Origin of the sequence: Massilia sp. GER05, from assembly GCF_052056005.1 — a bacterium.
GTDB classification, from domain to species: Bacteria; Pseudomonadota; Gammaproteobacteria; order Burkholderiales; family Burkholderiaceae_D; genus Telluria; species Telluria orientalis.
The window spans coordinates 2,336,378-2,362,422 of the sequence record NZ_CP178858.1 but is presented as its reverse complement, the minus strand read 5'-3'; the positions used below and the strand labels follow the sequence as shown (position 1 = coordinate 2,362,422).

The 26,045-nt window shown below is 64.3% G+C and carries 32 protein-coding genes and 1 tRNA gene; 12 read left to right on the top strand and 21 right to left on the bottom strand.

Annotation, left to right across the window (positions count from 1 at the left end):
* Positions 1 to 3: 3 nt before the first annotated feature.
* Entirely contained in the window at positions 4 to 426 is a 423-nt protein-coding gene (locus ACL58G_RS10580; RefSeq protein ID WP_440966736.1) for a T6SS immunity protein Tdi1 domain-containing protein, read from the bottom strand.
* Positions 427 to 574: 148 nt separating this feature from the next.
* Positions 575 to 651 (bottom strand) — tRNA-Met (locus ACL58G_RS10575).
* A 172-nt stretch (positions 652 to 823) separates the two neighbouring features.
* Here ACL58G_RS10575 and ACL58G_RS10570 point away from each other — a divergent pair.
* The 4 genes from ACL58G_RS10570 (at position 824) to ACL58G_RS10555 (ending at position 4,046) form a co-directional block, all read left to right on the top strand.
* Positions 824 to 1,408 carry an NUDIX hydrolase gene (locus tag ACL58G_RS10570; RefSeq protein ID WP_413383150.1) on the top strand — a complete coding sequence of 195 codons (585 nt, stop codon included), beginning with the start codon at positions 824 to 826 and terminating at the stop codon, positions 1,406 to 1,408.
* Positions 1,409 to 1,422: 14 nt separating this feature from the next.
* A complete protein-coding gene (gene aat, locus ACL58G_RS10565) occupies positions 1,423 to 2,145 on the top strand; it encodes a leucyl/phenylalanyl-tRNA--protein transferase (RefSeq protein ID WP_413383148.1) in 723 nt (240 codons plus the stop codon).
* Between the two features lie 61 nt (positions 2,146 to 2,206).
* Positions 2,207 to 2,935, top strand: a complete 729-nt coding sequence (locus ACL58G_RS10560; RefSeq protein ID WP_413337021.1) for an arginyltransferase — start codon at positions 2,207 to 2,209, stop codon at positions 2,933 to 2,935.
* 67 nt (positions 2,936 to 3,002) lie between these two features.
* On the top strand, positions 3,003 to 4,046 hold the full coding sequence (locus ACL58G_RS10555) for a quinone-dependent dihydroorotate dehydrogenase (RefSeq protein WP_413383146.1): 1,044 nt from the start codon (positions 3,003 to 3,005) through the stop codon (positions 4,044 to 4,046).
* Between the two features lie 125 nt (positions 4,047 to 4,171).
* On the opposite strand, the gene ACL58G_RS10550 is transcribed toward ACL58G_RS10555, so the two are convergent.
* The 7 genes from ACL58G_RS10550 to ACL58G_RS10520 form a co-directional block, all read right to left on the bottom strand.
* The gene (locus ACL58G_RS10550; RefSeq protein WP_413383144.1) at positions 4,172 to 5,104 is read right to left on the bottom strand and encodes a CysB family HTH-type transcriptional regulator; all 933 of its coding nucleotides are present in this window, start codon (positions 5,102 to 5,104) and stop codon (positions 4,172 to 4,174) included.
* The gene (locus tag ACL58G_RS10545; RefSeq protein ID WP_440966732.1) at positions 5,101 to 6,174 is read right to left on the bottom strand and encodes a sulfate/molybdate ABC transporter ATP-binding protein; all 1,074 of its coding nucleotides are present in this window, start codon (positions 6,172 to 6,174) and stop codon (positions 5,101 to 5,103) included. Before ACL58G_RS10545 ends, ACL58G_RS10550 begins: the two co-directional genes overlap by 4 nt.
* A gap of 3 nt (positions 6,175 to 6,177) precedes the next feature.
* Complete coding sequence (cysW, locus tag ACL58G_RS10540) at positions 6,178 to 7,092, bottom strand: sulfate ABC transporter permease subunit CysW (RefSeq protein WP_440966731.1); 915 nt, start codon at positions 7,090 to 7,092, stop codon at positions 6,178 to 6,180.
* A 1-nt stretch (position 7,093) separates the two neighbouring features.
* On the bottom strand, positions 7,094 to 7,936 hold the full coding sequence (cysT, locus tag ACL58G_RS10535) for a sulfate ABC transporter permease subunit CysT (RefSeq protein WP_440966729.1): 843 nt from the start codon (positions 7,934 to 7,936) through the stop codon (positions 7,094 to 7,096).
* Between the two features lie 148 nt (positions 7,937 to 8,084).
* Complete coding sequence (locus ACL58G_RS10530) at positions 8,085 to 8,858, bottom strand: sulfite exporter TauE/SafE family protein (RefSeq protein ID WP_413337027.1); 774 nt, start codon at positions 8,856 to 8,858, stop codon at positions 8,085 to 8,087.
* A gap of 161 nt (positions 8,859 to 9,019) precedes the next feature.
* Positions 9,020 to 9,658 carry a peroxiredoxin gene (locus tag ACL58G_RS10525; protein ID WP_413337028.1) on the bottom strand — a complete coding sequence of 213 codons (639 nt, stop codon included), beginning with the start codon at positions 9,656 to 9,658 and terminating at the stop codon, positions 9,020 to 9,022.
* Between the two features lie 27 nt (positions 9,659 to 9,685).
* Positions 9,686 to 10,072, bottom strand: coding sequence for a diacylglycerol kinase (locus tag ACL58G_RS10520; protein WP_413383137.1), 387 nt, complete (start codon positions 10,070 to 10,072; stop codon positions 9,686 to 9,688).
* A 126-nt stretch (positions 10,073 to 10,198) separates the two neighbouring features.
* Between ACL58G_RS10520 and ACL58G_RS10515 the strand changes: the two genes are divergently transcribed.
* Positions 10,199 to 10,987, top strand: coding sequence for an IclR family transcriptional regulator (locus tag ACL58G_RS10515; RefSeq protein ID WP_056136110.1), 789 nt, complete (start codon positions 10,199 to 10,201; stop codon positions 10,985 to 10,987).
* A gap of 3 nt (positions 10,988 to 10,990) precedes the next feature.
* On the opposite strand, the gene pbpG is transcribed toward ACL58G_RS10515, so the two are convergent.
* The 3 genes from pbpG to ACL58G_RS10500 all read right to left on the bottom strand — a co-directional run bounded on the left by pbpG (position 10,991) and on the right by ACL58G_RS10500 (position 13,875).
* The gene (pbpG, locus tag ACL58G_RS10510) at positions 10,991 to 12,127 is read right to left on the bottom strand and encodes a D-alanyl-D-alanine endopeptidase (protein ID WP_440966727.1); all 1,137 of its coding nucleotides are present in this window, start codon (positions 12,125 to 12,127) and stop codon (positions 10,991 to 10,993) included.
* Between the two features lie 180 nt (positions 12,128 to 12,307).
* Entirely contained in the window at positions 12,308 to 13,003 is a 696-nt protein-coding gene (locus ACL58G_RS10505; protein ID WP_413337031.1) for a nitroreductase, read from the bottom strand.
* Positions 13,004 to 13,014: 11 nt separating this feature from the next.
* Positions 13,015 to 13,875, bottom strand: a complete 861-nt coding sequence (locus ACL58G_RS10500; RefSeq protein ID WP_440966725.1) for a DMT family transporter — start codon at positions 13,873 to 13,875, stop codon at positions 13,015 to 13,017.
* Positions 13,876 to 14,199: 324 nt separating this feature from the next.
* Here ACL58G_RS10500 and phaP point away from each other — a divergent pair, with 324 nt between their 5' ends.
* Positions 14,200 to 14,775 (top strand): TIGR01841 family phasin, encoded by a 576-nt coding sequence (phaP, locus tag ACL58G_RS10495; protein ID WP_036239861.1) that lies wholly within the window; start codon positions 14,200 to 14,202, stop codon positions 14,773 to 14,775.
* A gap of 157 nt (positions 14,776 to 14,932) precedes the next feature.
* Here the strand turns inward: phaP and ACL58G_RS10490 are convergent, their stop codons facing one another.
* From ACL58G_RS10490 to ACL58G_RS10460, 7 genes are all read right to left on the bottom strand, one after another.
* A complete protein-coding gene (locus ACL58G_RS10490; protein ID WP_440966724.1) occupies positions 14,933 to 15,655 on the bottom strand; it encodes an ABC transporter ATP-binding protein in 723 nt (240 codons plus the stop codon).
* Positions 15,655 to 16,422, bottom strand: a complete 768-nt coding sequence (locus tag ACL58G_RS10485) for an ABC transporter ATP-binding protein (RefSeq protein ID WP_413383130.1) — start codon at positions 16,420 to 16,422, stop codon at positions 15,655 to 15,657. The genes ACL58G_RS10490 and ACL58G_RS10485 overlap by 1 nt, the downstream gene beginning before the upstream one ends.
* The gene (locus tag ACL58G_RS10480) at positions 16,419 to 17,624 is read right to left on the bottom strand and encodes an ABC transporter permease subunit (RefSeq protein ID WP_440966721.1); all 1,206 of its coding nucleotides are present in this window, start codon (positions 17,622 to 17,624) and stop codon (positions 16,419 to 16,421) included. The genes ACL58G_RS10485 and ACL58G_RS10480 overlap by 4 nt, the downstream gene beginning before the upstream one ends.
* A gap of 11 nt (positions 17,625 to 17,635) precedes the next feature.
* Positions 17,636 to 18,565, bottom strand: coding sequence for a branched-chain amino acid ABC transporter permease (locus ACL58G_RS10475; RefSeq protein WP_056136098.1), 930 nt, complete (start codon positions 18,563 to 18,565; stop codon positions 17,636 to 17,638).
* Positions 18,566 to 18,673: 108 nt separating this feature from the next.
* Positions 18,674 to 19,216 (bottom strand): adenine phosphoribosyltransferase, encoded by a 543-nt coding sequence (locus ACL58G_RS10470; RefSeq protein ID WP_440966719.1) that lies wholly within the window; start codon positions 19,214 to 19,216, stop codon positions 18,674 to 18,676.
* 20 nt (positions 19,217 to 19,236) lie between these two features.
* Positions 19,237 to 20,181 (bottom strand): 4-hydroxy-3-methylbut-2-enyl diphosphate reductase, encoded by a 945-nt coding sequence (gene ispH, locus ACL58G_RS10465; protein WP_413383125.1) that lies wholly within the window; start codon positions 20,179 to 20,181, stop codon positions 19,237 to 19,239.
* Positions 20,182 to 20,200: 19 nt separating this feature from the next.
* Positions 20,201 to 20,656 (bottom strand): FKBP-type peptidyl-prolyl cis-trans isomerase, encoded by a 456-nt coding sequence (locus tag ACL58G_RS10460; RefSeq protein WP_440966717.1) that lies wholly within the window; start codon positions 20,654 to 20,656, stop codon positions 20,201 to 20,203.
* Positions 20,657 to 20,842: 186 nt separating this feature from the next.
* Between ACL58G_RS10460 and radC the strand changes: the two genes are divergently transcribed.
* From radC to ACL58G_RS10430, 6 genes are all read left to right on the top strand, one after another.
* Positions 20,843 to 21,517: a RadC family protein gene (radC, locus tag ACL58G_RS10455; RefSeq protein WP_440966715.1), complete on the top strand. Its 675-nt coding sequence runs from the start codon at positions 20,843 to 20,845 to the stop codon at positions 21,515 to 21,517.
* 34 nt (positions 21,518 to 21,551) lie between these two features.
* Positions 21,552 to 22,091: an NADPH-dependent FMN reductase gene (locus ACL58G_RS10450; RefSeq protein ID WP_440966714.1), complete on the top strand. Its 540-nt coding sequence runs from the start codon at positions 21,552 to 21,554 to the stop codon at positions 22,089 to 22,091.
* Between the two features lie 158 nt (positions 22,092 to 22,249).
* Complete coding sequence (gene rpmB / locus ACL58G_RS10445) at positions 22,250 to 22,486, top strand: 50S ribosomal protein L28 (RefSeq protein WP_025511730.1); 237 nt, start codon at positions 22,250 to 22,252, stop codon at positions 22,484 to 22,486.
* 13 nt (positions 22,487 to 22,499) lie between these two features.
* Positions 22,500 to 22,667: a 50S ribosomal protein L33 gene (rpmG, locus tag ACL58G_RS10440; protein WP_029755886.1), complete on the top strand. Its 168-nt coding sequence runs from the start codon at positions 22,500 to 22,502 to the stop codon at positions 22,665 to 22,667.
* A 137-nt stretch (positions 22,668 to 22,804) separates the two neighbouring features.
* Positions 22,805 to 23,929: a hypothetical protein gene (locus ACL58G_RS10435; protein ID WP_440966712.1), complete on the top strand. Its 1,125-nt coding sequence runs from the start codon at positions 22,805 to 22,807 to the stop codon at positions 23,927 to 23,929.
* 144 nt (positions 23,930 to 24,073) lie between these two features.
* Positions 24,074 to 24,352 carry a hypothetical protein gene (locus tag ACL58G_RS10430; RefSeq protein ID WP_440966711.1) on the top strand — a complete coding sequence of 93 codons (279 nt, stop codon included), beginning with the start codon at positions 24,074 to 24,076 and terminating at the stop codon, positions 24,350 to 24,352.
* 12 nt (positions 24,353 to 24,364) lie between these two features.
* Here the strand turns inward: ACL58G_RS10430 and ACL58G_RS10425 are convergent, their stop codons facing one another.
* Both ACL58G_RS10425 and ACL58G_RS10420 read right to left on the bottom strand, forming a co-directional pair.
* Positions 24,365 to 24,601, bottom strand: a complete 237-nt coding sequence (locus tag ACL58G_RS10425; RefSeq protein ID WP_082577219.1) for a hypothetical protein — start codon at positions 24,599 to 24,601, stop codon at positions 24,365 to 24,367.
* Positions 24,602 to 24,792: 191 nt separating this feature from the next.
* Positions 24,793 to 26,004, bottom strand: coding sequence for a DesA family fatty acid desaturase (locus ACL58G_RS10420; protein WP_413383111.1), 1,212 nt, complete (start codon positions 26,002 to 26,004; stop codon positions 24,793 to 24,795).
* Between the last annotated feature and the right edge of the window lie 41 nt (positions 26,005 to 26,045).

The window sequence follows — 26,045 nt, the reverse complement described above, 5'->3', positions numbered from 1 at the left end:
GTCCTAGTGATAGTCCTGCCAGCGCGGCAGCCCGTCGAACTGCTGCGCGCCCTCGCCGGCGAACCGGATCAGTTCGGGCAAGGGCACCATGGCCAGGTTGTCGCGCCCGTAGTGCCCGCCCAGCGCACTGGGTATTTTCAGACAATACTTGCGTCCGGCCGTCAGCGGGCCCAGCGTGGTCTCCGCGAGGCGCACCTGGTCGTGCATGTACCAGCCGTCGAGGAATTCCTGGTTGTACGACAGGGCGTCGAGGGCGGCGCGGTCCTCGGCCACCGGTTCGCAGCGCAGGTCTTGCGGCGACAGGCGCCAGTACATGCCGTCCTCGTCGCGGACGATCAGGTTGCCGAAGGCGTTCGCGCCCAGCACCTCGACGGCGTTCAGGCCGGTCCAGCCCCACGCGTCGTTGATGTCTTCCACAGTAATCATCGTTCACTCCGCATTAACGCATCCGGAGACTTCGACCGGGCTGGGCGGCGGATGTTGCGGGGATCGCGGGCACGCTTGAGGCGAGTCGAAAGGGCGACCCAAAACGAAAAAGCCGCTGATCCGGAACAGGATCAGCGGCTTTGGAATCTGGTTGCGGGGACAGGATTTGAACCTGTGACCTTCGGGTTATGAGCCCGACGAGCTGCCAGACTGCTCCACCCCGCGTCTGATGATTCGTATTATACGCACCTTCCACACTTTAGGCAATCGCAGTTCTCCGGCCCGCCCGGATCGCAGCATAAGCCGCCTCCGCCGAGGCGCGCGTCGCGGGCGGATTGCGGCCCAGTCGCTCCCAATACAGTGGTAAAGTAAGGGCAACTTAATTTATCTGCTTCCTATGAAATTCTGCTCCGAGTGCGCCCACCCGGTCACGGTGGCCATCCCCGAAGGCGACAACCGTCCGCGTTACGTGTGCACCCATTGCGGCACGATCCACTACCAGAACCCCAAGATGGTGATCGGCTCGATCCCCGTGTGGGAACAGGACGGCGAACTGAAGGTCCTGCTGTGCAAGCGCGCCATCGAGCCGCGCTACGGCTACTGGACGCTGCCGGCCGGTTTCATGGAAAACGGCGAGACCACGAGCGCGGCCGCCGCGCGCGAGACGGAAGAGGAAGCGGGCGCCAACATCGAGCTGGGCAATCTGTTCACCCTGCTGAACGTCGTGCACGTGCACCAGGTCCATATGTTCTATCTGGCGCGCCTCGTCGACCTGGACTTTGCACCGGGCATCGAAAGCCTGGACGTGCAATTGTTCAGCGAAGCCGAGATCCCGTGGGCCGATCTGGCCTTCCCCACGATCCGCACGACGCTCGAACTGTTCTTCGCCGACCGCGCGCAGATGCGCGAGGCCGGCGGCACCTATGGATTCCACACCCGCGACATCGCGGGTCCGATGCGGGCGCCCGTCCAACCCGACTGACAGGGCGTACGACGATGATTCCCTGGCTCGAGGCCCATACGCCGTTCCCCGACGTGTCCGAAGCGTTGACGACCGACGCGCCGGGCCTGCTCGCAGCCGGCGCGGACCTCTCGCCGCAGCGCCTGCTGCAGGCGTACCGGAACGGCATCTTCCCCTGGTTTTCCGAGGGCCAGCCGATCCTCTGGTGGAGCACCGACCCGCGCATGGTGCTGTACACCGACCGCTTCAAGGTCAGCGACAGCCTGAAGAAAACACTGCGCAAGATCGAGCGCAGCCGCCAGGCCGGCGGGCCGTGGGTCGTGCGCTTCGACGGCGCCTTCGAAGCGGTGATGCGCGCCTGCGCCGCGCCCCGCAAGGACGGGCCGGGCACGTGGATCTCGGAAGACATCATCGCCGGCTACACGGGCCTGCACCGCATGGGATATGCGCACTCGTCCGAGGTCTGGCTGGACGGCGAACTGGTCGGCGGTGCCTATGGCGTGTGCATCGGCCGCATGTTCTACGGCGAATCGATGTTCGCGCGCGTGTCGGATGCGTCGAAGGTCGCGCTCGCGTACCTCGTCGCCTTCTTGCGCAGCCACGGCGTGAACATGGTCGACTGCCAGCAGGAGACGGGCCACCTGGCCTCGCTGGGCGCGGTGCCGATCCCGCGCCGGGATTTCCTGCAGCACCTGCGCCAGGCGATCCAGGAACCGCCGATCGAACGTTGGGAAGTCGCGCCACCGTTGACGGCCTAACGGTGCGCGGCGCCGTCTTTGGCTACAATGGGTTCAACACACGTCGTTCCGAGAGCTTTGCATGACGCACCTGAATGATCTGCCATTTTCCACGCTGCAGTTCTATACGACGGCACCGTATCCTTGCAGCTACCTCGACGCACGCCAGGCCCGCTCGCAGGTCGCCACGCCGTCGCACCTGATCAATGCGGACGTGTATTCGGAACTCGTGCGCAACGGTTTCCGCCGCAGCGGCATCTTCACCTACCGTCCCTATTGCGACGGCTGCCGGGCCTGCATCCCGGTGCGCGTCGCCGCCGAGCGCTTCACACCCAACCGCAGCCAGCGGCGCGCATGGAAGCGCCACGAGGACCTGACGGCGATGGTGGCCAACCTGTCGTTCTCCGACGAGCACTATGCGCTGTACCTGCGCTACCAGACCACGCGCCACGTGGGCGGCGGCATGGACCAGGACAGCCGCGACCAGTACGCGCAATTCCTGCTGCAGAGCCGCGTCAACACGCGCCTCGTGGAATTCCGCGAACCGGACGGGCTGCTCCGCATGGTGTCGATCATCGACGTGCTGTCGGACGGCCTGTCGTCCGTCTACACGTTCTTCGACCCGGACGTGGCCGGTGCGTCGTTCGGCACGTACAACGTGATGTGGCAGATCGGCCAGGCGCGCGAACTGGGCCTGCCCTACGTCTACCTCGGTTACTGGATCGAGCAGAGCCCGAAGATGGCGTACAAGATCAATTTCAGGCCGTTGGAAGCCCGTATTGACGGCGCATGGGGTGTTCTGGATCGTTGAAACCCCCAAGGACATGCGGTATTGCTGCCACACAAGGTAAAATGTCGCGAATTCTCGATAGCCGACCATGTCCGATAATCTCCTGTACGCCCTCGCCCGCCCGCTGCTGTTCTCCCTCGACCCCGAAACGGCCCACAACGTCACGCTCCCCGCCCTGCGCCGCGCCGCCGCGCTGGGGTTGACGGGCATCGTCCGCAAACCGAAGCCCGATCCGCGCACGGTCATGGGCATCACGTTCCCGAACCCGGTCGGCCTGGCTGCCGGCCTGGACAAGGACGGCGCCTACATCGACGGCCTGGCCGCGCTCGGCTTCGGCTCCATCGAGATCGGCACCGTGACACCGCGCGCCCAGCCCGGCAACCCGCGCCCGCGCATGTTCCGCCTGCCGGCCGCGCGCGGCATCATCAACCGCATGGGCTTCAACAACGGCGGCGTCGACGCCTTCGTCGCCAACGTCCAGGCGTCGCGCTTCTACCAGGAACGCCAGGGCGTGCTGGGCCTGAACATCGGCAAGAACGCCGACACGCCCATCGAGCGCGCGGCCGACGATTACGTCGCATGCCTGCAAAAGGTGTATCCGTACGCCAGCTATGTCACCGTCAACATCTCGTCGCCGAACACGAAGAACCTGCGCCAGCTGCAGGGCGCATCCGAACTGGATGCCCTGCTGTCGCAGCTGAAGGAAGAACAGTCGCGCCTGGCCGACAAGTACGGCCACTATGTGCCGCTGGCGCTGAAGATCGCGCCGGACGTCGATGGCGACCAGATCCGCAACATCGGCGGCGCCCTCGTCCGCCACGGCATCGACGGCGTGATCGCCACCAATACCACGCTGGCCCGCCGCGACGTGGAAGGCATGCGCCATGCGGCCGAACAGGGCGGCCTGTCGGGCGCGCCCGTGTTCGAACAGTCGACCATCGTGATCCGTGCGCTGAAGGCGGAAGTCGGCAACGCCGTGCCGATCATCGGCGTGGGCGGCATCCTGAGCGGACGCGATGCGAAGGCCAAGATCGATGCGGGTGCCCAGCTCGTGCAGTTGTACAGCGGCCTGATCTACCGGGGTCCCGCGCTCGTGCGCGAGTGCGCCGACGCGTTGCGTGGGCAGCGCTAAAGAGAACGTCGTTCCCGCGAAGGCGGGAACCCAATTTTGCGTGCCGGCTGCGCGAGCAGACTTGGGTCCCTGCCTTCGCAGCGACGACGTTGTTTTATGTTGCGTTCGATTGTGTGTAGCGGCTTTTAATCCGCTACAACCGGATGCAGCGCCTTCTCGATATCCGACTTCGTGAAACCCTGGGCGAAGCGCTCGATGAAGTCGTAGGCATACGCGCGCAGGTAGGCACCGCGGCGCACCGCAAGACGCGTCACGTTCGGCGCGAACAAATGCGACGACTCGATCGCGCGCAGCCCGCGGTCGCGGCCGTGGTCGAATGCCATCGAAGCGACGATACCGACACCCATCCCCAGCGACACGTACTGCTTGATGACGTCCGAGTCCATCGCCGTCAGCATGATGTCCGGGCTCACGCCGGCGGCGGCGAACGCCGCGTCGATGTGGCTGCGGCCGGTAAAGCCCACGTCGTACGTGATCAGCGGGAATTCGGCCAGGTCGGACAGCTTGATGGGCGACCGCTGCAGCAGCGGATGCCCATCCGGCACGACGACGAGGTGGCTCCAGCGGTAGCACGGGAACGACACGAGGTCGGGGAACGTGGACAGGCCTTCCGTCGCGATACCGATGTCGGCGCGGCCCGACAGCACCCATTCCGCGATGTGATCCGGCGCGCTCTGCTGCAGGGCGATGCGCACGTTCGGGAACGTCGTGCGGAACGCCTGCACCACCTGCGGCAGCGCGTAGCGCGCCTGCGTGTGGGTGACGGCGACCGTGAGCGTGCCGCTGTCCTGCGCGGCGTATTCGCTGCTGGCCTGCTGCAGGTTCTCCGCTTCGACGAGCAGGCGCTCGATGATCTTCAGGATGCCCTTGCCCGGATCCGTCAGGCCGGTCAGGCGCTTGCCGTTGCGCTCGAAGATGACGACGCCCAGTTCATCCTCCAGCTCGCGGATCTGGCGCGACACGCCCGGCTGCGACGTGAACAGGGCGTTGGCCACGTCCGTCAGATTGAAATTGCGGCGCGCGGCTTCGCGCACCGAACGCAGCTGTTGGAAATTCAAATGCCTTCTCCTTGGTCGACGAATACGTGCATGCGCCTGGGTTTCACCAGCAGCGTCTCGCCGTCGCGCAGTCCCAGTTCGCGGTAACGCTCGTTGGGGATGACGGCTTCGATGATCTGGGCATTGTCGGCGCGCTCCAGGTCCAGCTGGGCCAGCGGGCCGATCGCGTGCGCGCGGCGCAGCTTCACGGCGACGCCCTCCCCGCCCGCGACATAGCGCTCGACGTCGAGGTCGTGGGGACGGACATAGGCAATGCCTTCGCCGTTCTTCACGTCCGCGAACTGCGGCGCGTGGAACGTGGCGTCGCCGCTGGCCAGCACGCCGTCGTTCACGCGGCCATGGAACAGGTTGACGTTGCCCAGGAAGCCGTAGACGAACGGCGACGCCGGATGGTTGTACACGTCGCTGGGCGTACCCAGCTGCTCGATGTGGCCCTTGTTCATCAGGACGACCTGGTCCGCCACTTCGAGCGCCTCTTCCTGGTCGTGGGTGACGAAGATCGACGTCACGTGCAGCTCGTCGTGCAGCTGACGCAGCCAGCGGCGCAGTTCCTTGCGCACTTTCGCATCGAGCGCGCCGAACGGTTCGTCCAGCAGCAGCACGCGGGGTTCCACCGCGAGGGCACGCGCCAGGGCGATGCGCTGGCGCTGGCCGCCGGACAACTGCGGCGGATAGCGGTCGGCGATCCAGTCCAGCTGCACGAGCTCCAGCAGCTTCTTCACTTTCTCGCGGATCACCACTTCCGACGGGCGCTCCTTGCGCGGCTTCACGCGCAGGCCGAAGGCGACGTTCTCGAACACGGTCATGTGCTTGAACAGCGCGTAATGCTGGAACACGAAGCCGACCTGGCGCTCGCGCACGTGACGGTTCGAGGCGTCGTCGCCGTCGAGCAGCACGCGCCCCGCATCGGGGAATTCGAGGCCGGCGATGATGCGCAGCAGCGTCGTCTTGCCGCAGCCGGACGGGCCCAGCAGCGCCGTCAACTCGCCGTCGGCAAACTTCAGCGACACGTCGTCCAGGGCCGTGAACCGGCCGAACTGCTTGCGGATGTGTTGGACTTCGATCGTCATGTCTTACTCCGTGGTGTGGTCCTGCACGCTGGCTTTCTGTGCCTGGTGCATGCGCCATTCGATAAAGGTTTTCACCGCCAGGGTCACGAGGGCCAGCAGTGCCAGCAGCGACGCGATCGCGAACGCGGCCGTGAAGTTGTATTCGTTGTAGAGGATCTCGACCTGCAGCGGCATCGTGTTCGTCTCGCCGCGGATGTGGCCGGAGACGACCGACACGGCGCCGAACTCGCCCATCGCCCGGGCGTTACACAGGATCACGCCGTACAGCAGGCCCCACTTGATGTTCGGGAGCGTGACTTTGAAGAAGGTCTTCCAGCCGGACGCACCCAGCACGAGGGCCGCCTCTTCCTCTTCGCTGCCCTGCGCCTGCATCAGCGGGATCAGTTCGCGGGCGACGAACGGGAACGTGACGAAGACGGTCGCCAGCACGATGCCGGGCACGGCGAACAGGATCTTGATGTCGTGGTCCATCAGCCACGGGCCGAACCAGCCTTGCGAGCCGAACAGCAGCACATAGATCAGGCCCGCGATCACGGGCGAGACCGAGAACGGCAGGTCGATCAGCGACAGCAGGATGCTCTTGCCGGGGAAGTCGAACTTGGCGATCGTCCACGCGGCCGCCACGCCGAACACGAGGTTCAGCGGCACGGCGATGCCGGCGGCGATGAATGTCAGCTTGATGGCGGACAGCGCGTCCGGGTCGAGCACGGACTCCTTGTACACGTCCCAGCCCTTCTTCAAGGCTTCGGTGAACACGGCCACGAGCGGCACGAACAGGAACAGCGTGAGGAACACCAGCGCGACGGCGATCAGCGCGTAGCGCACCCAGCTTGGCTCCAGCGTATTGGTGGCCTTGCGCGGCGCATTCGCCACCGCGGCAGCCTTGTCTTTCAGGTGATCGTCGAGAACGGCACTCATATTATTTGCCCGCACGCTTGCGCGCCCAGGCCTGCAGCAGGTTGATGGCCAGCAGGAGGATGAACGACACGAGCAGCATCACGACGGCGATGGCCGTGGCGCCCGTGTAGTCGTATTGCTCCAGCTTGGTGATGATGAACAGCGGCGTGATCTCGGAGACCATCGGCATGTTGCCGGCGATGAAGATGACGGAACCGTATTCGCCGGTGGCGCGGGCGAACGCGAGGGCGAAGCCCGTCAGCAGCGCCGGCACGACACTCGGCAGGATCACGCGGGTAAAGGTCTGCCACGGGCCGGCGCCCAGGCTCGCGGCGGCCTCTTCCAGTTCGCGCTCCGCGTCTTCCAGCACCGGCTGCACCGTGCGCACGACGAACGGCAGGCCGATGAAGGTCAGCGCGATGACGACGCCCAGCGGCGTGAACGCGACCTTGATGCCGAGCGGTTCCAGGTGCTTGCCGATCCAGCCGTTGGACGAATACAGCGCCGTCAGGGTGATGCCGGCGACCGCGGTCGGCAGCGCGAACGGCAGGTCGACCAGCGCATCGACGAAGCGCTTGCCGGGGAACTGGTAACGCACGAGCACCCACGCGACGATGCCGCCGAACACGACATTGATGGCGGCGCCGATCAGCGCGGCGCCGAAGCTCAGGCGGTACGACGCCATCACGCGCGGCGACGTCATGGCGCTCACGAACGCGTCCCAGCTCATCGTGAACGTCTTCAGGAAGATGGCCGACAGCGGGATCAGCACCAGCAGCGCCAGATAGAAAATCGTGAACCCGAGCGAGAGCCCAAAGCCGGGAATCACCCGGTTGGCGCTGTTTCGCGATAGTAAAGTGGTCATCTTACGCCTTATTACAATTTCTTCTAACGGAACGAAATAATCTCACTGGAAAGACATATTACAAACGAAGCATTCCTCATTTGCATAGACGTTTCCCGCATTAGCAAGATCCAAAAAGCAGGAAAGGCGCCTCGCGGCGCCTTTCTCGTCAGTGGAGCAGCTTGACCGCCACTCCCGCCAGCGTCATCGCCAGCAATCCTCTCAGCACTTTCTCGGGCACGGCCCGGGCCGCCCATGAGCCGATCGTGATGCCGGGCAGCGAGCCGATCAGCAGCGCCGACAACAGCGCCCAGTTGATCGAGCCCAGCCACCAGTGGCCGAACGCGGCGATCGCGGTCAGCGGCACGGCATAGGCGATGTCGGTGCCGGCCACCTCGGCGGGCGTCAGGTGCGGGTACAGCATGACGAGCAAGGTGGCGCCGATCGCACCCGCGCCGATCGACGAGATCGTCACGAGCGTGCCCAGCACCGCGCCGGACACGACCGTGGCAGCGAAGAGGCTGCGGCCCTGCAGCTGGCGCGACGGCTTGGCGTTGACCCAGGCGAGCATCTTGCCGCGGAACAGGATCGCGACGACGGTCAGCAGCACGGACACGGCGATCGAATACCGGATCACCTTGCCGATGGATGCATTGAGCGGACCGAAATATTGCAGGGCGAGCGTGGCGACGAGCGCAGCCGGCAGCGCGCCAAGGCACAGGCGGCCGACGATGTCCCAGTGCACGGTGCCGCGCGAACGGTGGGTGACGGTGCCGGCGGTCTTGGTGATCGAGGCGAAGGCGAGGTCGGTGCCGACGGCGACGGATGGCGTGACGCCGAACAGCAGCGTCAACAGCGGCGTCATCAGCGAACCGCCGCCGACCCCGGTCATGCCGACCAGCAAGCCAACGGCGAATCCCGACAAAATGTATTGAATGGACATGCTTTACCCCCAGAATGGCTCCAAGGGTAATGGTCCTCAGCCGCAAAACAAACAACACGTTCCTTATTTGCTTATGCGGGCTATGCGTTAATGCAAGCGTTACGCGTCATTCGGGCCGTAGGTGGGCACCCCGTGCCCACCATGCATACCGCGTACGCCGATTATTTGTTCGGCTGCGGGGTCAGACGGAGATACGGCTTCGGCGCGTTAAAACCCTTCGGATATTTCTGCTTGAGCTGCTCCGGATCCTGAATGGTCAGCGGGATGATCACGTCATCGCCATCCTTCCAGTTGCCCGGCGTCGCGACGGTGTAGCCGTCGGTCAGCTGCAGGGCGTCGATCACGCGCAGCACTTCGTCGAAGTTGCGGCCGGTGCTCATCGGGTAGGTGATGGTCAGGCGGACTTTCTTGGCCGGATCGATCACGAACAGCGAGCGCACGGTCGCGGTGGCCGACTGGTTCGGGTGGATCATGTCGTACAGCTGCGAGACCGACTTGTCGGCATCGGCGATGATCGGGAAGCCGACGACGGTCTGCTGGGTCTCCTCGATATCCTTGATCCAGGCCTTGTGCTGCTCGGCCGGGTCGACGGACAGCGCGATCGCCTTGACGTTGCGCTTGTCGAATTCCGGCTTCAGTTTCGCGGTCAGGCCCAGCTCCGTGGTGCACACCGGCGTGAAGTCGGCCGGGTGCGAGAACAGCACCACCCACGAATCGCCCGCCCACTCGTGGAAGCGGATGCGGCCGATGGTGGAATCCTGTTCGAAATCCGGAGCCGTGTCGCCCAGGCGTAAAGTCATCTTGTTCTCCTTAATGTGAGAGGTACGTCATAAAAAACGGTTGTACAGGACGACGGCCCAGGTCGCGCCCGCCATCGTGATCGCCAGCGCCACCGCCGCGCTGCCCAGGTCCTTGGCGGCCTTGGACAGCGGATGGCGCTCCAGCGACACGCGGTCGACGACGGCCTCGATGGCCGCATTGATCAGCTCCACGAGCAGCACGAGCCCGAGCACGGCGATCAGCGCCAGCTTCTGGAACGCCGAAACCTTCAGCAGCAGCGCGACGACGGTGAGCGGCACCGCGACCATCACCTCCTGCCGGAACGCGTGCTCGTTCTTCCAGGCGGTCTGGAAGCCCTCCATCGAATAGCGGAACGCGCCCGCAATACGGCCCAGGCCGCCCTTACTCTTGAACTCGCTGCTCGGTTGATCCATGTATGTTCGACAATCTGTACAGAAACGCCATTATGCGCACACAGCTCGGTCCACGCGCAACATCATTACCTAATATTTTCACATTATGGTATAAAGTAGAGAAATATACCGCACTGCACCAACCACATGACGAAACTGGAAACCCCTGAACCGGCCAAGACTTCCATCCAGGTGATCGAGCGCATGGTGGCGCTGCTCGACGTACTGGCCAGTTATCCCGACCCCGTGAGCCTGAAAGAGTTGTCGAAGGTTTCGGGCCTGCACCCGTCGACGGCGCACCGCATCCTGAATGACATGGTCGTGACGCGTTTCGTCGACCGCGTGGAACCGGGCACCTACCGCCTCGGCATGCGGCTGCTCGAACTGGGCAACGTGGTCAAGAGCCGGCTGTCCGTGCGCGAAGCGGCCGTCGACCTGATGCGGGCGCTGCACAACAAGACCAAGCAGACGGTCAACCTGTCGGTGCGCCAGGGCGACGAGATCGTCTACATCGACCGCGCCTTCTCCGAGCGCTCCGGCATGCAGGTCGTGCGCGCGATCGGCGGCCGTGGTCCGCTGCACCTGACGTCGACCGGCAAGCTGTTCCTGTCGATCGACGAGCCGAAGGCGATCCGCGCCTATGCCACGCGCACGGGCCTCGCGGGCCACAACAAGAACTCGATCACGGACCTGACGCGCCTGGAGCGCGAACTGTCGCTCGTGCGCGCCCGCGGCTATGCGCGCGACAACGAGGAACTGGAACTGGGCGTGCGCTGCATGGCCGCCGGCATCCATGACGACAGCGGCAAGCTGGTCGCAGGACTGTCGATTTCGGCGCCGGCGGACCGCCTGCAGGACGACTGGCTGGAAGATCTGGTGAACACGGCGGCGCAGATTTCCGCGACCCTGGGCCACCGTGTCGGTGGGACGAGCTGACCGTTACTGAACGACCGGCGCCGCCGTCCCGGCGGACACCGACGCCGGCACCGTCGCCGACACGGTCACCGGCACGCCTGCGGCTGCAGTGGGCGACATATTGGCCGGCAAGGCGGCCGGCTTGAGCGCTTCGAGCCAGCGGCGCATGCGGCCCGCATCCGCGGTACGCGACTGCTTGCCCTTCGAATCGAGGAACACCATGATCACGTTGCGGCCCTGGATCATGGCCTGCATCACGAGGCAGCGCCCCGCTTCGTTGATGAATCCCGTCTTCTGCAGGCCGATGTTCCAGTCGGGCGACGCGACGAGGTAGTTGGTGTTGTGGTACTGCAGCGCCCGGCCGCTCGCCTGGACGACGTAGTTCGGATCCGTCGTGTACTGGCGCAACAGCGGCTCCTGGTGCGCCACTTTGACAAGCTTGGCCAGGTCGCGCGCGCTGGAAATGTTCTGGCTCGACAGGCCGCTCGAATCCACGTAATGTGTGTCGTTCATGCCGAGTTCGCGCGCCTTCGCATTCATCGCGTCGACGAAGGCATTGATCCCGCCCGGATAATTGCGGCCCAGCGCGGCGGCGGCGCGGTTCTCCGAGCTCATCAGTGCGATATGCAGCAGGTTACCGCGCGTCATGCGCGCACCGACGGGCAGGCGCGAGCTGGTGAATTTGTGACGGTCGACGTCGGCCTCGGTAATCGTCAGCACTTCGTCCAGGTCTTGCCGGGCCTCGACGACGAGCAGGCCCGTCATCAGCTTGGTGATGGAAGCGATCGGCAGCGCGACGGCCGCATTCTTTTCGAACAGCACTTCCGAGCTCTGCTGGTCCAGCACGTACGCGACGTTCGAGCGCAGGTCGAGCGGATCATGCGTGCGGCTCAGGCCCGCGATGTCGCCCGCGCTGAGCATGGCGACGGCCGGCGCGGCGCGGCGGACGCGCTGATAGACGATGCGGCGCTTGCCATGGACCATCTCGATGCGCCGCACCATGCGCTGGCGGTTGTCGTCGGCGATGACCTTGGCCAGGTTGGTGCGCTTGGCCTTGACGCGCTTCGTCGCGGCCGCATGCCCCTTGTGCTTGGTCGCGGCTGCGGCGGGTTCGAGCACGAACATCATGGAAATGGCGGCTGCCAACGCGAGCTTAAGCATCTGAAAATCCTTGAACGCGAACTGAAGAGCACTGAATGCAGTGTAGCGGATGACGTGGGGAGCGCAAGTGCGCACCCGACGACTGTACCATCTACGCCCATTTTTTCCTACAACGCAAAATGAGATGCGTTGTAGAAATCTCTTGATTTTTCAATAGCTTGCGAAGGCAAGTATAGCGTGCTAGTCCAGGAAACGGGCAAAGGACGGCACCGGCTCGCGTTCCGTGACCAACGTATTTTCCACCTTGTCCGGATCGGCAAATCCGAGCGCCATGCCGCACACGACCATCTCGTTTTCGGGCAGACCCAGCTCGTCGGAAATGATGCGGTGGAATTGCGTGAACGCGGCCTGCGGGCACGTGTCGAGGCCGCGGCCGCGCGCGGCGACCATGATGTTTTGCAGGAACATGCCGTAGTCGAGCCAGGAGCCCTGCTCCATGATGCGGTCGATGGTGAAGATCATGCCGACGGGGGCGTCGAAGAAGCGGTAATTGCGGCCGTGCTGGGCCGCCATGCCGGCCTTGTTGTCGCGCGTGAGGCCCAGCAGCGCATATAAATCCCAGCCGACCTTGCGGCGCCGGTCGACGAACGGCGACACCCACTCGCGCGGGTAGTACGCGTATTCCTCGACGTGCTCGCGGCTCTGCGCCGGGTCCGCGTAGGCGGCCAGGATGCGGCCGGACAGGCGTTCCTTGGCGGCGCCCGTCAGCACGTGGACTTTCCACGGCTGCGTGTTCGTGCCGGACGGCGCCCGCGCCGCCACTTCCAGGATGGCTTCGATATCCTCGCGCGCGACCGGCGTCTCCAGGTACGCGCGGATCGAACGCCGCGAGGTGATGGCGGCGTCCACCGCCTGTTGTTGTGCGCTCGTGATCATGCACTCTCCTTTTATTTTTTGACGACGAATGCGACGCCCAGCACCGCGACGACCATGCCGGCCAGGCCGAGCATGCTCAGCTTCTCGCCGAACATCAGCCAGGCCATCAGGGCGGTGGTGGGCGGCGTCAGGTACAGCAGACTCGTCACGCGGGTCGCGTCGTTGCGGCTGATGAGGCGGAACAGCAGGAAGATGGCGCCGATCGACAGCGCCAGGATCGCCCACAGCAGCGCCCCCAGGAATTGCGGCGTCCACTGGATATTCTCCATGCGCGGGCCGAAGCCTTCCAGCAGCACGGCAAACGGCAGCAGCGCGAGCGCGGACGTCGCGTACTGGATCACCGTGCCGGTGCGCAGGTCGAATGTCGGACAAAAGCGCTTCTGGTACATCGTGCCCGCCGTGATCGACAGCAGGGCCAGCACGCACAGCGCGATCGCGGCCGGCGCCAAACCGTTCAGGTGGATCTTCGCGGCCACGACGAGGCCGACGCCGCACAACCCGAGGCCCAGCCCCAGCCATTGACGCGGGCGGACCTTTTCGCCGATCAATGGCGCGGCGATGGCCGTCAGGATCGGCTGCATGCCCACGATCAGCGCGGACAGCCCGGCCGGCATGCCGAGCTTGATCGCGCCCCACACGCCGCCCAGGTAGCCCGCCTGCAGCAGCAGCCCGGCCACCGCCACGTGACGGATGCGCCCGCGTGGCCAGGCGGCACCCGTCAACAGCACGACGGGCAACAGGATCAGGACGGCGCCCAGGCAGCGCAGGATGAGGAAGGACATCGGCGGCGCATACGGCAAGCCGTATTTCGCGGCGATGAAACCGGTGCTCCAGAGAACAACGAAAAACAGCGGCATCGGTCGAATGATCATTTGGCAAGTCTAACATGGCTGACCTTACCCGTTTGCGCTTGCTGCAAAGCACTAAAGTGTTGTAACGGCGCAAACAAAAACCGTGCAAACGTTTGTATCTATTGATCTTACTCAAGAGAGTGCGGTTGAATTGTGCGACGCATCAAAAGTGCTTGACGCATAATCGAAAACCGGGAAAAATGGCTTCATGTTGCGGCGCACAATCAACGCGCATTATCAAGCAGTGCCAGGTTTTTCCTTGTTTCATCGCTTCACTGGTCCATGCAGGTGTCCCAAGACACCTGAAAAGCAAAAGTTCATAACGATCCATTACTGGAGAACCATATGTTTGCATTCCCTGAGCAGTTTTCGAACGCGACCAAAGCCAACCTCGAATCCCAGTTCGCCCTGTTTTCGGCCCTGACCTCCAAGACTTTCGAAGGCGTGGAAAAGCTGGTGGACCTGAACATCAACACCGTCAAGGCCGCCATCGAAGACTCGTCGGCAACCACGCGCCAGCTGCTGGCTGTCAAGGATGCCCAGGAATTCTTCGCCGTGTCGGCTTCGCAAGCCCAACCGGCTGCTGAAAAAGCCCTGGCCTACAGCCGCCAGGTGGCATCGATCGCCGCCGACACCGGCGCCGAATTCTCGAAAGCCGCCGAAAGCCAGTTCGCCGAAGTCAACCGCAAGGTGATCTCGCTGGTCGACGAAGTGACCAAGAACGCCCCGGCCGGTTCGGAGACCTATGTCTCGGCCCTGAAAACCGCCATCAGCAACGCCAACGCCGGCTACGAGCAGTTCACCAAGACGACCAAGCAGGCCGTCGAGGCGATCGAATCGAACCTGAACGCCGCCGTGTCGCAGTTCACGCAAGCCACCCGCAAGGCTGGCGCTGCCGCCAACTCGGCTGCTGCTGCCTAAGCTGTAAGATCACACCGCTGCTTCCCCCTCCCACGGAAGCCGAACGGCCCGGACCGCGCAAGCGGTTCCGGGCCGTTTGTTTTGTTGGCCTCACGCGTGGGCACGGGGTGCCCACCCTACCCGCTGCCGTAGGGTGTGGGCACCCCGTGCCCGCCATTTATTCTCCCAGATACGCCGCCTGTACCCGCGGATCATGCAGCATGTCCTGCGCATTCCCCGTCATGGTGATCGCGCCCGACTCCATCACGTAGGCGCGGTGCGCCGCCTGCAGCGCCAGCTTCGCGTTCTGTTCCACGAGCAGGACAGTGATGCCCTGCTTCGACACGTCGCGGATCACCTCGAAGATCTTCTCGACCATGATCGGCGCAAGACCCATCGACGGCTCGTCCAGCAACAGTAGCGTGGGATGGCACATCAGCGCGCGCGCCATCGCCAGCATCTGCTGCTCGCCGCCGGACAACGTGCCGGCCAGCTGGCTGGAGCGCTCCTTCAGGCGCGGGAACACGGTGTACCACTTCTCGATGTCGTCCTCGATGGCAGCCTTGTCGTTGCGCGTGTACGCGCCCATCAGCAGGTTTTCGTGGATGGTCATGCGCGTGAACACGCCGCGGCCTTCCGGCACCATTGCCAGCTTTTGCTCGACCAATTTGAACGATTTATTGGCGCTCAAAGGCTGGCCGAGATAGGCGATCGTGCCTTCCACCTTGCACGGCGGCAGCGTGCCCGTGATCGCTTTCAAGGTCGTCGTCTTGCCCGCGCCGTTGGCGCCGATCAGCGTGACGAGTTCGCCGCGGTTGACTTCCAGGTCGATTCCTTTGACGGCCTTGATGCCGCCGTACGCCACCTTCAGGCCGGAAATTTTCAGAACATGATCGACCATCAGTGGGCACCTCCGAGATAGGCTTCGATGACGGCCTGGTTCTTCTGGATCTCGGCCGGCAGCCCTTCCGCGATCAGCTTGCCGTACTCCAGCACCGAAATGCGGTCGCACAGCCCCATCATGAGTTTCACGTCGTGTTCGATCAGCAGGATCGTGACGCCCGCGCCCTGGATCTTGACCAGCAACTCGCGCAGCGCGACCTTTTCCGTCGCATTCATGCCGGCCGCGGGCTCGTCCAGCGCGAGCAGCTTCGGTTCCGTCGCCAGCGCGCGGGCGATCTCCAGGCGGCGCTGGTCGCCGTACGACAGGAAGCGCGCCGTGCGCTGGGAAAACTGCCCGATGCCGACGAAGTCCAGCAACTCTTGCGCGCGGGCGCGGATCGCGGCCTCTTCCCGGCGCGCGGCGCCGTGGCGGAAGATGGCGCCGAACACGCCCTGGTGCGTGCGCACGTGGCGTCCCACCATCACGTTTTCCAGCGCGGACATTTCACCGAACAGGCGGATGTTCTGGAACGTGCGCGCGATGCCGGCCTTGGCGACGGCATGCGGCGCCGACGGCGAATACGGCTTGCCGTCCAGCTGGAACGTGCCCGTGTCCGGTTGATACAGGCCCGTGATCACGTTGAAGAACGTCGTCTTGCCGGCGCCGTTCGGGCCGATCAGGCCATAGATCTGGCCTTTCATGATCTTGATGCCGACGTCCGTCAGGGCTTGCAGGCCGCCGAAGCGTTTGTTGACGCCGGAGATGTTCAGCAGGATGTCGCTCATGCCTCGCTCTCTTCCTCTTTGGCGATGGCCGCATTGGGGCGGTCTTCCTTGACCGGCGACGGCCACAGGCCCGCCGGACGGTTCAGCATGATCAAGACCATGGCCAGGCCGTACAGCAGCTGGCGCAGCACCTCGGCCTCGATGACGACCTTGCCGAACAGCGCCTGCTGCGCCGGTTCGACGATGTGGCGCAGCACTTCCGGCAACGCGGCCAGCAGCACGCCGCCCATCACGACGCCGGGGATATGGCCGATGCCGCCCAGTACGACCATCGCCAGCACGGCGATGGATTCCGTCAGCGAGAACGATTCTGGAGAGACAAAACCCTGGAAGGCCGCGAACATGGCGCCCGCCACGCCGCCGAACGACGCGCCCATCGAGAACGCGAGCAATTTGACGTTGCGGGTGTTGATGCCCATCGCCTTCGCGGCGATCTCGTCTTCGCGGATCGCGACCCACGCACGGCCCAGGCGCGAATGCTGCAACCGGCTCGTCATGAAGATCGTCACGATGCACAGCAGCAGGAACAGGAAATAGTAGGCGTTGACGGACGGGATGCCGTAGCCGCCGATGTACACCGTCGCGCGCGACCCCGCCTCGCCGGCCAGCGACACGCCGAAGATGCGGACCGGATCGATCAGGTTGATGCCTTGCGGACCGTTGGTGAAATTGATCGGATCGTTCAGGTTGTTCATGAAGATCCGGATGATCTCACCGAAGCCCAGCGTCACGATGGCGAGGTAGTCGCCGCGCAGCTTCAGCGTCGGGGCGCCCAGCAGCGCGCCGAACAGCGCGGCCGTCAGCCCCGCCAGCGGCACGACGAACCAGACGGAGAGATGAATACCGTTGGTGCGCACGTCCTCGCCGAAGGTGCGCACGATGGCGTCCTGCAGTTCGGGGTGGTAGTTCACGATGGATTCCAGCAGCGCGGCGAACTGCGGCGACGCGAGCAGGCCCGTCAGGTACGCCCCGACGGCGAAGAACGCGATATAGCCCAGGTCGAGCAGGCCGGCGAAGCCGACGACGATGTTCAGGCCCAGCGCCAGCATGATGTACAGCAGCGCCATGTCGAGGATGCGCACCCACGAGTTGCCGAACTGGGCGGCGACGAATGGGAAGATGAGCATCACGGCCAGCAGCACGGCCATGCTGGCGTACGATTGCCGCGGTTTGTGGACGGTGTCGAAAGTCAGGAGAGACATGGGCGATCTCCTTACGCGCGGTCGGCCACGCGCTCGCCCATGATGCCGGACGGACGCACGGTCAGCACGAGGATCAGCACGATGAACGCGAAGATGTCCTGGTAATGGCTGCCGAGGAAGCCACCGGTCAGGTCACCGATGTAGCCGGCACCGAGGCTCTCGATGATGCCGAGAACGATCCCGCCGATCATGGCGCCGTAGATATTGCCGATGCCGCCCAGCACGGCGGCAGAGAACGCCTTCATGCCCGGCACGGTGCCCATCGCGAACTGGATCGATGCGTAATTCGCGCCCCACATCACGCCGGCGACGGCCGCCAGCGCGGCGCCGATGGCAAACGTGGCGACGATGACGCGGTTGGAGTCCACGCCCATCAACCCGGCCACCCGCGGATTCTCGGCGACGGCGCGCATCGCGCGGCCCATGCGGGTCTTTTCGACGAGGAACACGAGGCCGACCATCGCGGCGGCGGCCAGCACGAGCAGCAAGATCTGCGTGTGCGAGATCACGGCGCCACCGACATTGACCGGGTCGGACGACAGCAGTTGCGGGAACGGCAGCGGGCTGCGGCCCCAGATCATCATGGCGAAGGTCTGCAGCAGGATCGACACGCCGATCGCGGTGATCAGCGGGGCCAGGCGCGGCGCGTTGCGCAGGCGGCGGTAGGCGATGCGTTCGATGAGGACGTTCACGAGCATCGTGACGGGGATCGCGCCGACGATGGCGATGGCGAGCTGCACGCCGCCGGGCAGGCCGGGAAAGACGCCGTCCAGCAGTTTCAGGATCGACAGGCCGACCATGGCGCCGATCATCAGCACGTCGCCGTGGGCGAAGTTGATGAGGTTGAGCACGCCGTAGACCATCGTGTAGCCGAGTGCGACGAGCGCATACATGCTGCCCAGCACCAGCCCGTTCAGGATCTGTTGGACAAAAGTTTCCATGCTTGTGTGGTTTCCTTTCGAACTAACAAAAACGGCACCCGTAGTACGAGTGCCGCTAGCCAAGCAACATAATTCCGAGCGTCATCATAACAGATGCGTTGCCGGGATTTACACGTCGCGCAGGGTCACCACCGGCATGGTCAGGTTGCGTTTGTCCTTGAAAAACGCTACGTCGAACAGGGCGGCAGCACCGACGACATCCTTGCCGATGCGGAGCAGCAGCGTGGCCGCCGCGTCGATCGTGCCGCCGGTCGCCAGCACGTCGTCGACGATCAGCACGCGCTGGCCCTTGATGCGCTCCGGCTGGATCTCGATCGTGGCGCTGCCGTACTCGCGGCGGTAATCGATGCCGATCGCGGCGCCCGGCAGCTTGCCCGGTTTGCGCGCCATCGCGAAGCCGATGCCGCGCTGGTACGCGAGTGCGCCCGCGAGCATGAAGCCGCGCGCGTCCATCGCGAGGAGGAAGTCGACGTCGAGGTGGGCCGTGCGTTCGGTCAGCGCGTCGATGGCGAGCTGCCAGTGGGTCGGGTTGTCGAAGACGCAGCCCACGTCGATGAAATTGACGCCCGGTTCCGGGTAATCCTGGAAGAATTCCAGCGGGATGGTGTCGAAACCGGAGGGCGAGCGCGGGCGCAGGTCGAATACGTTCATTGGATCAAACCAGGGGTGATTCAGGCCGCGGCCTTGCCGCCGTCCAGGCCCTTGGGCAGCGGGAACGTGACGTGCTCTTCGACGCCCTCGAGCGCGCGCACGCTGGCGGCACCCAGGTCTTTCAGGCGCTCGATGACCGCTTGCACGAGCACTTCCGGGGCCGACGCGCCGGCCGTGACGCCGATGCGCTGCCTGCCGGCGATCCAGGCCGGATCGATGCCGGCGGCGTTGTCGACCATGTAGGCCGGCGTGCCCTTCTTTTCCGCCACTTCGCGCAGGCGGTTCGAATTGGAGCTGTTCGGGCTGCCGACGACGATCACGACTTCCACCTGCGGCGCCATGAATTTCACGGCTTCCTGGCGGTTCGTCGTCGCGTAGCAGATGTCGCCCTTCTTCGGCTCCACGATGTTCGGGAAACGGGCCTTCAGCGCGGCGATGATCTCCGCGGTGTCGTCGACGGACAGGGTCGTCTGCGACACATAGGCCAACAGGTCGGGATTGCCGACGTTCAGTTTCGCCACATCGTCGACGGTCTCCACGAGGTGCATGCCCTCTTCCGCCTGGCCCATCGTGCCCTCGACTTCCGGGTGGCCGGCGTGGCCGATCATGACGATTTCGGCGCCCTGCTTGCGCATCTTGGCCACTTCCACGTGCACCTTGGTGACCAGCGGGCAGGTGGCATCATAGACCTTCAGGCCGCGCGATTCGGCTTCCTCGCGCACGGCCTTCGACACGCCGTGCGCGGAAAACACGAGCGTATTGCCGGCCGGGACGTCGTCCAGGTCTTCGATGAAGATGGCGCCCTTGTTGCGCAGGTCGTTGACGACGTAGGCGTTGTGGACGATTTCGTGGCGCACGTAGATGGGCGCGCCGAACTGCTGCAGGGCACGCTCGACGATCTCGATCGCACGGTCGACGCCGGCGCAAAAGCCGCGCGGCTGGGCTAACAGGATCTCGTTGTCCATGGTTCGGTGATGGCTGGGGTCAGAGTACGGAAATCAGCTGGACTTCGAACTTCAGCGGCTGGCCGGCCAGCGGGTGGTTGAAGTCGAACACGGCGTCGGTGGCGCGCATCTCGCGCAGCACGCCGGCAAAGCGGCCGCCGCCCGGCGCGCGGAAGTCGACGAGGTCGCCGACCTGGTAATCGGCATCCGGTTCCGAGTTCTCGTCCAGGGTCTTTTTCGTCACGACCTGGATCAGGTCGGGATTGCGCTCCCCGAATCCTTCAGCGGCGGTCAGGTCGAACGTCGTGTGCGTGCCTTCGGCCAGGCCGAGCAGACGCTGCTCCAGGAACGGGGCGAGCTGGCCCTGGCCCAGCAGCAGGGTGGCCGGGGTGCTGCCGAAGGTCGTGACGATGTCCTTGCCGTCGGCGGTGGCAAGACGGTAATGGAGGGTCAGGTACGACGATTCGGTGACGACGGGAGCGTTAGTGGAGGACATTGTTGCGTGTTCGGTTGACGTGCAAATCGCTATTGTAAGCCACCTGTGCCCGTCCCGCCTCAGCCGGTGCGATTTCTGTCGCCGATCTGTTGCACTTGCAAAAACGTTACGATCACGGGCTTGCGCATGCCCAAACCACCCTGTTCCCGTCGCGCGAATAATGCACGATCTTGCATGGAGGGTCGGATGGGAATCGAAGACTGGCCGGAGCAGACCCGGCCGCGCGAACGGCTCGTGCGCGAGGGCGCGCAGGCGTTGTCGGATCCGGAACTGCTGGCGCTGCTGCTGCGCGTGGGCGTGCGCGGCAAGAGCGCGGTCGAGTTGGGCCGCGACATCCTGCAACACTTCGGCTCGCTGCACGGCCTGTTCGGCGCGACGCTGGACGATTGTACCGAGGTGCACGGCCTCGGCATGGCGAAATATGCGCAATTGCAGGCCGTGATGGAACTGGCCCGCCGCGCCATCGCCGAACAATTGCAGGCGGGAGAGGCGTTCGGCTCGCCCGAGCTCGTCAAGCGCTACCTGCGCATGAAGCTGGGCGGCCAGCGCCACGAATCGTTCGTCGTGCTGTTCCTGGACGTCAAGAACCGCCTGATCGCCGACCGTGAACTGTTCCGCGGCACGCTCACGCAGACCAGCGTGTATCCGCGCGAAGTCGTCATCGAGGCGCTGGACTACAACGCGGCCAGCGTGATCCTCGCGCACAATCACCCGTCCGGCGTGCCGGAGCCGAGCGAGGCCGACCTGCGCCTCACGGGCGCCCTGGTCAAGGCGCTCAGTCTCGTGGACATCCGCGTGCTCGACCATTTCATCGTGGCCGGGCCGCTCATCCATTCCTTCGCGGAGCATGGGCAGATCTGAGCTCATCTGAGCTCATCTGAGCTAAGATGCTCTCATGCCCATCCGTATCCTCGCCCTCTGCGGCAGCCAGCGCACCCGTTCGATGAGCGGCGGCCTGCTGCGCGCCTGCCGCGACCTCGCGCCCGACGGTGTCGCCGTCCACCTCTTCGAACACCACCTGGATTTCCCGCTGTTCAGTCCCGAGCGCACCGAGATCCCTGCCGGCGTGCTGGCCCTGCAGGAGGCGATCACGGCGGCCGACGCCCTCCTCATCGCCAGCCCCGAGTATGCGCACGGCGTCACGGGCACCATCAAGAACACGCTGGACTGGGTCGTGAACCACGCGCCGTTCGCGGGGAAGCCGGTCGCCGTGCTGAATCCGTCGTATCAATCGTTTCATGCCGACGAGGCGCTGAAAGAGACGCTGCGCACGATGTCGGCCGACCTCGTCCTCGACGCCTGCCTGCGCATTCCCGTCATCGGCTCCCGCGTCGATCCGGACCGGATTGCGTCGGAACCACGCTTCGCGGCGCCGATCACGGCCGCCCTGCGGGCGCTCGTTGCACACGTCGGACGCGCGAATAACAGTGTGTAAACAAGCCCTTACGAAGCAAACATTGCGAAACTTCACGATTGTTAAATTTCGTCGATTTATCGATTAACAATTTTTTTCCGCAAGTTGTTGATTACTCGACGGTTTTCGAGCTATACTCTCGTTTTTCCGATTGTGGAAGTTTATTCAAGGAGTGCGCTATGGCACGTGTTTGCCAAGTTACTGGCAAGGGTCCGATGGTTGGCAACAACGTCTCCCACGCCAACAACAAAACCAAGCGTCGTTTTCTGCCGAACCTGCAGAACCGCCGCATCTTCGTAGAATCCGAAAACCGCTGGGTCTCCCTGCGTATTTCGAACGCCGGCCTGCGCGTCATCGACAAGCTCGGCATCGACGCTGTGCTGGCCGATATGCGCGCCCGCGGCGAGAAAATCTAATTAGGGAGTCATCATGGCAAAAACTGGCCGCGACAAGATCAAACTGGAATCGACCGCAGGTACCGGTCACTTCTACACCACGACCAAGAACAAGCGCACGATGCCGGCGAAGATGGAAATCACCAAATTCGACCCGAAAGCTCGCAAGCACGTGGTCTACAAAGAAACCAAGATCAAGTAATCTGGTTCCTTTCAAAGAAAGCCGCCCACTTCACCGTGTGCGGCTTTTTTGTTTTTCTGTGCCATTGATTGGGGTCATTTGATCCACTCTCCCGCGTCGTTATAGTCGATCGTCCACCTTCGCTGGAGAATCGCCTTATGTGGCACCATCTGTGGCCTACCCGACTGTCGCTCCTGCCTGCCCTGGCCGCCCTTGCCGGCCTCGCCGCCTGCTCCACGCCCTACCGCCCTCCCGTCGTCGTGCATGGCAGCGCGACCTTTCCCGGCATTGCCAGCAGCGTTGCGGAAGCCGGCACGCGCCCCGTCGATGTGCTCCTCGTCCACGGCATGTGCACCCACGACACGGCCTGGGCCGAGCGCCAGATCGACCGCATCACGGGCATCGTCGAAGCGCACGCGCCGGCACCTGCCAGCACCACGGCGGCGCCGCGCGTGGAAGTCGTCGAGCGCACGCGCAGGCTCGCCGGCGGCACGGTCCGCTTCCACGCCCTCGTGTGGTCGCCGCTGACGGCCGGCCTGAAGCACCAGCTCGACGTCGACATGACGGGCAAGCCGACGGATTGCACCGCGGCCGGCGCCTGCAAGCCGAAGCGCGCCTCGCTGAACGGCTACGTCAAGGACAACCTGCTGAACGATTGCCTGTCCGACACCGTCATCTACCAGGGCGAAAGCCACGTCGCGATCCGCGATGCGATGGTGCGGACGATCGCGCAGGTGCTCGAGCAGGATCCCGACAGCGAGGCACCGCTCGTCGTCGTCGCGGAAAGCCTGGGCAGCAAGATGCTGTTCGACGCCCTGAGCGCCATGCTGGAATCGTGGCAACCGCAGACGCGGGCGCTGGGCCAGCAGGCGGCGCGCCGGCTGGGACTGCTGTTCATGGCCGGCAACCAGTTGCCCATCCTGGGCCTGGCCGAGCAGTCGGCGGCGGCACAGCGGGCGATCGCCACGCAGGACATGCGGGTGGCCGACGCCTTGCAGCGCTTCCTGGAACTGCGCCGGCGCCAGCCCAACCGCCGCGCGGACACCCTGCAGCGCCTGGCCGTCGTCGCCTTCACCGATCCGAACGATTTGCTGTCCTACCGCCTGCTGCCCGCCCGCTACGCGGCGCCGGACGTGGCTGTCGCCGACGTGCTCGTGTCGAACGACAGCACGTGGCTGGGCTTGATCGAAAACCCGGTGACGGCGCACCTGGATTACCTGGCAAATCCGGACGTCGGAACGATGATCGCTTGCGGCTATCCGCCGGTAGCGTTCTGCCGCTGATCGTCACGCCGAACTGCCGTGCGCCCGCCCGCGACGGATGCGCGTAGAGTCGAATGATCACCAGCACCGCCCCATGCCATCTCGATGACGCGCATAGAGCGCCCTCGGGCCAGGCCCGGAAACGGGATATGAATCGAGAGCATCATGAAAGAATCCAGACCTTCCAATACCTTTCGCGGATTGCCGCTCACGTCCGAGCAGGACAGCGAAATCCGGCACTATATCCACATCAAGGAACGCAGCGGCACCCCGTGGGACACGCCTGAACTCGCCGCCATGCTGGCGGACATGCTGGATCCGCCCGAGCTGGCCGCCGAGGAGCGCCAGTCGATCGACGACAGCATGCGGGCCGAACATGCCACCGCGCGGGAAGGCGCCGACGCCGAGCTGCTGTCGCCCGAGTCTGGACAGCACGCCACCTAGTGCGGGCGCCGCCTATCGCCCGGACTCGTCCGGCGGCGAAGGCGTGATGGCTTCCGAAATCGATTGCTCCGGGCTGAGCCGGCGGCGCAAGTCAGGGCGGGTCAGTACCCGGTGGATCACCTGGAGTGGAACGTGTTTGTGTTCCATGTAGCGTTGGGCGAGGTCCGCGTTACGGACATAAAGGATATTCAGGCCGCGCGCGACGGCGTTTGCGGTCGCTTCGTCTGAACGGCGTTGACGTTCTATCATGACAGGTTCTCCGGACTTGGCAGGACACGCCCGATTGACGCCGATACCCTCCCTTTCGGCGATCATACGCGCGCGCCGTTCGATGCACCAGCCATTTCAGGCACTGCCGCCGATCGGGCCCCGGAAAAGAAAACACCCCTGCACGAGGGGTGTTCGTCATGGGCCGGCCATGCCGGCCATGTCATGCCTGCTTACGCATAGCTGCGCAGGCGCATCGAAAACTCTTGCAGCGCCTTGATGCCCGACGCTTCGGCGCGGGTGCACCAGTCCTGCAGCTGGTGCAGCAGCTGGTCGCGGGTCGAGTGCGAGCGCTCCCAGATCGCGCCCAGTTCCACGCGCATCTGGTGCATCGTTTCCAAGGCTTTGCTGTGCTGGAACAGTTCGACCAGCTGGGCCTGTTGCGGCGCCTGCAGCTTGGCCGGTTCGCGCTGCATCAGCTTGCGCGAGCTCTTCAGGAAGCGGGATTCCAGCTCGGCCTTTTGCTTCAGGTGTTCCACTTCTTCGCGGAACGCGTACTTGACGGACTTGGCATATTTCGCCATCACGTCGTAGCGGTTGGCGATGACGGCCTGCAGGGTGTCGAAGTCGGCTTCCAGCTTGTTCTTTTGCAGTTTCGGCTTCGGAATCGTCTTCTTGACCTTGGCCAGGCCCACCGTTTCCATCATGCGGATGTAGGCCCAGCCGATGTCGAACTCGTACCACTTGCTCGACAGCTTGGCCGACGTGGCGAACGTGTGGTGGTTGTTGTGCAGCTCTTCACCACCGATGAGGATGCCCCACGGCATGATGTTCCGGGCCGCATCATTGCAGTCGTAGTTGCGGTAGCCCCAGTAGTGGCCGATGCCGTTGATGATGCCGGCCGCCGTGATCGGGATCCACAGCATCTGCACGGCCCAGATCGTAATGCCGGCGACGCCGAACAGCGCGACGCTCAGCGGCAGCAGCATCGACACGCCCAGCCAGCTGTACTTCGTGTACAGGTTGTTCTCCATCCAGTCGTTCGGGCAGCCGTGGCCGTACTTGTCCAGCGTTTCCTGGTTCTTCGTTTCGGCGCGATACAGCTCCGCGCCACGCAGCAACACTTCCTTGATGCCGCGCGTCACCGGGCTATGCGGGTCGTCCACCGTCTCGCACTTGGCATGGTGCTTGCGGTGCACCGCAGCCCATTCCTTGGTTACCTGGCCCGTGGTCAGCCACAGCCAGAAGCGGAAGAAGTGACTCACGATCGGGTGCAGGTCCAGCGCGCGGTGCGCCTGGTGGCGGTGCAGGTAAATCGTCACGCCGGCGATCGTGATGTGCGTGACGACCAGCGTATACACGACCATCTGCCAGACCGACAGGTCGAACAGACCGCCATCCAGGAAGGACAGCACGGCGTGCAGGATGTTGCTGAGAAAATTCATCGATACTCCACTAAGGATGAGAGGATGCTGTTCTTTCTATG